This window comes from Citrobacter sp. GW821-FHT02E08 (assembly GCF_059421685.1).
Genome location: NZ_JBWKVL010000033.1, coordinates 1 through 5,160 on the forward strand (window position 1 = coordinate 1; position 5,160 = coordinate 5,160).

Sequence of the window (5,160 nt, forward strand, 5' to 3'; positions counted from 1 at the left end):
TGGTTTTGTCATGAGTCACCTCTGATTGAGAGTTTACTCACTTAGTCGCGTGTCCACTATTCGCGGGTAAGATCAGAAAGGGCGTCTAATTTATGACCTTACTGATAACATTCGTAAACCCTCCAGTAATCCACCGAGTCAGTTATATGACTTTATCACAAATAATGAATTTGGCTTCAACACTGATCCTAATGATATTGATATTGCATCATTTCGTAATTGTGCAATGTACTGTAAGAATAATGAACTATATTCAAATGGTGCTATTGCCTATGATAAGTCATATAAAGAAAACCTTGAAAGCATCTTGTCTACATTCGGTGGTGTAATATATGAATCGAATGGTATTATGTATCTCACCGTAGATACTGCCGATGTCCCACTATATCATTTTGATGAAAAAAACATTCTCGGTACTGTGAATATCACAACTGGTTCTAATACGGATTATGCGAATACATTCGATGTGACCTATACAAACCCAGGCGGTGATTACTCAGAAGATATTATTCGTTATCCAAGTGATACGCTTACAAATGAAACAGTGGTACGGGATGGTTTGATCATTAAAAAAGACCTTAATCTAAAATGGATTCAGGACAAAAAACAACTAGCTAAAATGGCTAATACCGAACTATTAAAATCTAAGTATGTTCTTAATAGTATAACTTTTAACACATACGTTACCGATCTCACAGTCTACGATGTTTTTACACTCAGTTTCAAAGAAGCCGGATTTGTTAATAATAAGTTCCGTGTAATACAACGTACTGTACCGATGACCGTAGATAAGACTGGTGTCGTACAGATTACCGCTATAGCCTATGCGGACGGCATATATCAGGGGAAAGACCCTGGACGATTCCCACAGGACGGGATCACAAATCTACCAAACGCGACATACGTAGAACCTCCATCAAACTTGCAGGTGCAGAAACTTGGTGCAACCGTTAACGGTAATGCCGTGCTTATGACATGGGATTTAAGCCAGGATTCAAGCGTACGGGGTTATAAGATTAGATATAAACGCAGTGATTCGAATACATGGATCTCGATTGGTAACGTAGGACAGTACACCACAGAGTTTCAGATACTGAATCTAATCCACGGTGTAAGCTACGACTTTGGTATTGAGGCGTATAACACTCTCGGTTATTCATCTGAGTTAGTTGCAATTTATAATCAAACTCCACAGGTGATTTTTGCCCTACCAAAGATTACTAATCTTGATATGTCTAACGATAATATGGGATTGAACCAGACTTATTCACAAGATTTTATATTCAGATGGGATGATCAAAGTTCTTTGCCAGTAAATGGAAAACGATTCTCTGATTTTTTCAAATATTATGAAATTCGTGTGTATGACCGTTATCGTACATATATTAAGTCGTACTTTACAACGGACTTTAACTGGACATATACCTTTGCAATGAATCAATCGGATGGACTTAACAGATATCGTGTAATTGGTATTATTGCCCACGGTCACGGTACTGGAATTTATTCAGAAGAAGTACAGATTGAAGTAAGTAACCCACAGCACCCCCAATTACTTGGCGTACGTTTGCGTAATGGCTATGATAATGTGTTCTTAGAATGGGATGAATCAAACGTACCAGACTATTCTGGTGTAGTGTTCCAGTGTGCTAAGGATGAGGGTTTTAGTTCGGATGTTCACTATTTCAGTTCTTCTAACCGCTTCTCTGCTTCATTTGGGATAGAAGATGGATCGTGGTTCGGACGTCTTGCAGCATATGATGTAATGGGACAGGATGAATTAGTATGGTCGCCAACTATTGGTTTTAATCAGAATACTAAAGTTCCGTACTCAAAGCTAAATGATGATGTTGTAGATGAGTTACTGAATTCAGATGTTGCCACAGGCATTATTGAGAAACATATTGTTGATGACCTTGGTTCACGTTGGCAGGTTCAGGTGACGAATAACGGCAACGTGTCAGGTGTATCACTTGCTAATGACGGGAAAAACTCAGCATTTACAGTAATGGCAGATCGTTTCAGTATAATTAGTACCGACAGTGCTAAACAGACTGATAAGGTATATCCGTTTGTAGTTCAGAATGGTAAAACTTATATCAATAGTGCGGTCATTGGAGACGCGAGTATAAACACAGGGCAGATAAATGATCTCGCCGTGACGCGTGCGAAAATTCAGATAGCGGCAATCGACTCAGCTCGCATAGCCAATGCCTCAATCCTTAATGGACACATAGTTAATGGGGTTATCGACTCAGCAAAAATATCCCAGCAAATTCAATCTACAAACTGGAATGGTAGTACAGGCTGGATGATCAATAAGAATGGTAAGGCAAGTTTTCAGGACGTATCAGTACGGGGTAATATTCAGGCAACCAGTGGGACCATGAATAATGTGACTATTAACCAGGACTGTACAATTCTTGGTACTCTTAATGCATCACGTATTGTTGGTGATCAGTGCAGACCTCAAAGTACTGGTGTTAATCGACAGGGGAACGTGTGGGCACCTCCAGGGGTAGAATTCCCAGAAAACTATAAACCAGAACCAGGTAGATTATATGTAGGATTGCGTATTAAGGGGGAGGACTTTGCAAGGACTCTGAATAGTAATATGAGTTTTTATTTTACATGCTGGAAGTGGAACTATTTTCAAGTGTTTGTTGGTGGGGATGGAATAGCAAACCGTCTATTATGGGGTTATGATGCAGGTTCCGGTGGTGAAGATACGCCAGTTTCATATAAAATTGATAATATTCAAATTCCTGCGGTAGGTAGGGGTAAGATGAATTATCTATATGTAATGGCTTCAGATGGTCGTAGTGGTTCATGTGGACTGGATATAGGTGCACATCAGGGAAACAATAACCTACCAGGTGACAGACTTGATCTCTTCTTATTCCGTAGTGGTGAGAATCCAGTTAGTAACTAAAACTAAATAAATATGGGTAGTCTAAAAACTACCTATAATAATTAAAATGGGAACTAAATGGAATGGTAGAATTAGTAATTGCCGGGATTGCAGTTTTTCTAACTTTTGTAGCATTAATCTGGACTATCATTCGTGATAATAAGACCGATGATGCAGAAATAGAAGCACGTCTTGCCTCAGTAGAAACACGACTTGCACTTGTAGAACAATCTGTTACTACATTACGAAGTGAGCATGAAGCTATGAAGATTACTCTTAAGTCAGTTGATGAATCAATCAGACGACTTGAAGTAGATATTGCACGTATTCTTGTCATACTTGAAAAATAAAAAGGGGCATTAAGCCCCTTTTTTATTTGTTAATTAAATCTTCAATCATCTGGTTAAGTCTATTCGGTGTCTGACGATACCATAAACTATCCTTTGCCTGTTTAATTGCTTCTGTGTAATTATTGTTTTGTAATGCAATGATCATCTTTTTAAACTTCTTAGTACCACTTAAGCCTAACTGAAAAATCATGATAACCATGAAGTTTTCCCAGTCCGGTGGTAATTTCAAATTTAAGGTAGATAAATCACGTTTGGCAATGCCAATATCTTTATCCAGTAGTTTATCTGCTTCATCCTCGTTAATGCCGTTAAGGAACGACTCAGAGCTTTTTAGTAGATGTCCATATCCAATCGTATCTTTGTTCTCACTACATTTATACACCCAGAATTTACCATTGCGATAATAACCCATATGAGCCTGGTACTCTTTCGTACCTTCATATACTTTTAATTTTTCTCTTAGCCACATAAATACCTCATAAACTATTATTTATGGGGTATTTATATGAAATGGACAATGCATGATCCTGAGACATGGAATTATGAAGATATAAATGACGGGAGTTATGCAGCTTTTGTATATATGATCTCTTTTGACGATGGTTCATATTATTTTGGTGTAAAGTCAATCTTCAAAGGTATTCGGGATGTAAAGAAGCTGAAGCCAACTACAAAGGAATCCAACTGGGAGAATTATTATTCCTCCTCGAAGAAAGTGCGGGCAATGGTTGATTCAGGTCTGAGCTATGAAAAACAAATACTATGGTGTTTCAGTACGACGAATGAAGCCGAGCAGGTAGAAGCGGCATTGATTTTATTCTTAGGACAGCAATCAAATAATTTGAATCTTGCCGTGATGTGCAAAGTACGGCTTGGTAAAAATCGTTCTGAAACATTCAAAGTACTGCAACAATTATTAGAGAGGTTATCATGAAATGGAAAAATGGTCATTCACCAGATGACATGAAGAAATTTGTTAATAAAAATTCCCCAAAGATCGGTAAAGACTTCAAAAAAGAACTAAGTAACCGTATGCGTAATGTTACCCAACAGATACAGCAGAAAATTAACCAGGAAGTAGAGGGTGGTGTAATGCCATATACGGGTAGGGCGATGTACTTTAATTTTAAACGGCTTAATGAATTTGAGAGTGTAAACCAGATTATAGTACTGGGAAATCAGGCGAGATACTTAAAGCATATTATTGACCCTGATTATGTAGGGAATAAGGAATATAAAGCGATCCCATATCAAAATGCCAAGAAGACTAAGCAAGGTAATATAAGTCAACTTAAATCAAAACGTAAGAACGATAAATATAAAAAAGTGAAGAGTAAGATGTCTGGAAAGACATATCTAATCGACACTACCAAGAAGACGAAAACGAGTAAGGAACGTGTTATTGGTTATTATGGAAGTGTTGGAAGAAAACCAATATTTGATTTCTATGACACGACCGAAAAAATGGTATTACGACAACTTCAAACTATGCGTGGTACATTCGAATATAAATGGAGAAAATAATGAATATACTTGATCAATATCCCTGCTATGACCATACCGTACTGGATGAATTCCTATTTCAAAACGTCAAACCTGTAAGTGTTACTTTGCCATATGACAAAGTGTTTTCGGGTAGCAAGTTAATTAAAAAGAAGGTAGATAAGAGTAAAGGGGATTTGATCGTATTCAGTTTCAATCTAAACAATATTCCGAATGTTAATGATGGTGATGTACTCGATACAGTATGTCTTGGTGATAATAAGACAGTAGCAGTACTGTCATGTTTTAATCAAGTCTACAAAGGTCATCGCGTTTGGTCTGTAAGTATCCCGCATAATCGTGCCATTCACATTTAGAGATCATCCGGCATACTCAATCTGCCAACGAAGGAGATCG

6 protein-coding genes are annotated in these 5,160 nt (G+C 37.7%); 5 read left to right on the top strand and 1 reads right to left on the bottom strand.

Annotation, left to right across the window (positions count from 1 at the left end):
• Nucleotides 1-226 precede the first annotated feature (226 nt).
• Nucleotides 227-2,932, top strand: coding sequence for a phage tail tip fiber protein (locus AC07UY_RS21650; protein WP_494701929.1), 2,706 nt, complete (start codon nt 227-229; stop codon nt 2,930-2,932).
• A gap of 62 nt (nt 2,933-2,994) precedes the next feature.
• Nucleotides 2,995-3,261, top strand: coding sequence for a hypothetical protein (locus AC07UY_RS21655; protein WP_061348633.1), 267 nt, complete (start codon nt 2,995-2,997; stop codon nt 3,259-3,261).
• 22 nt (nt 3,262-3,283) lie between these two features.
• Here AC07UY_RS21655 and AC07UY_RS21660 read toward each other — a convergent pair whose 3' ends face one another.
• On the bottom strand, nt 3,284-3,730 hold the full coding sequence (locus AC07UY_RS21660; RefSeq protein WP_494701928.1) for a glycoside hydrolase family protein: 447 nt from the start codon (nt 3,728-3,730) through the stop codon (nt 3,284-3,286).
• A 36-nt stretch (nt 3,731-3,766) separates the two neighbouring features.
• On the opposite strand from AC07UY_RS21660, the gene AC07UY_RS21665 reads away from it, so the two are divergent.
• The 3 genes from AC07UY_RS21665 to AC07UY_RS21675 are packed head-to-tail and all read left to right on the top strand — an operon-like array spanning nt 3,767 to nt 5,120.
• On the top strand, nt 3,767-4,195 hold the full coding sequence (locus AC07UY_RS21665) for a GIY-YIG nuclease family protein (protein ID WP_494701927.1): 429 nt from the start codon (nt 3,767-3,769) through the stop codon (nt 4,193-4,195).
• A complete protein-coding gene (locus AC07UY_RS21670; protein WP_494701926.1) occupies nt 4,192-4,785 on the top strand; it encodes a hypothetical protein in 594 nt (197 codons plus the stop codon). The genes AC07UY_RS21665 and AC07UY_RS21670 overlap by 4 nt, the downstream gene beginning before the upstream one ends.
• A complete protein-coding gene (locus AC07UY_RS21675; RefSeq protein ID WP_494701925.1) occupies nt 4,785-5,120 on the top strand; it encodes a hypothetical protein in 336 nt (111 codons plus the stop codon). Before AC07UY_RS21670 ends, AC07UY_RS21675 begins: the two co-directional genes overlap by 1 nt.
• Nucleotides 5,121-5,160: the final 40 nt, after the last annotated feature.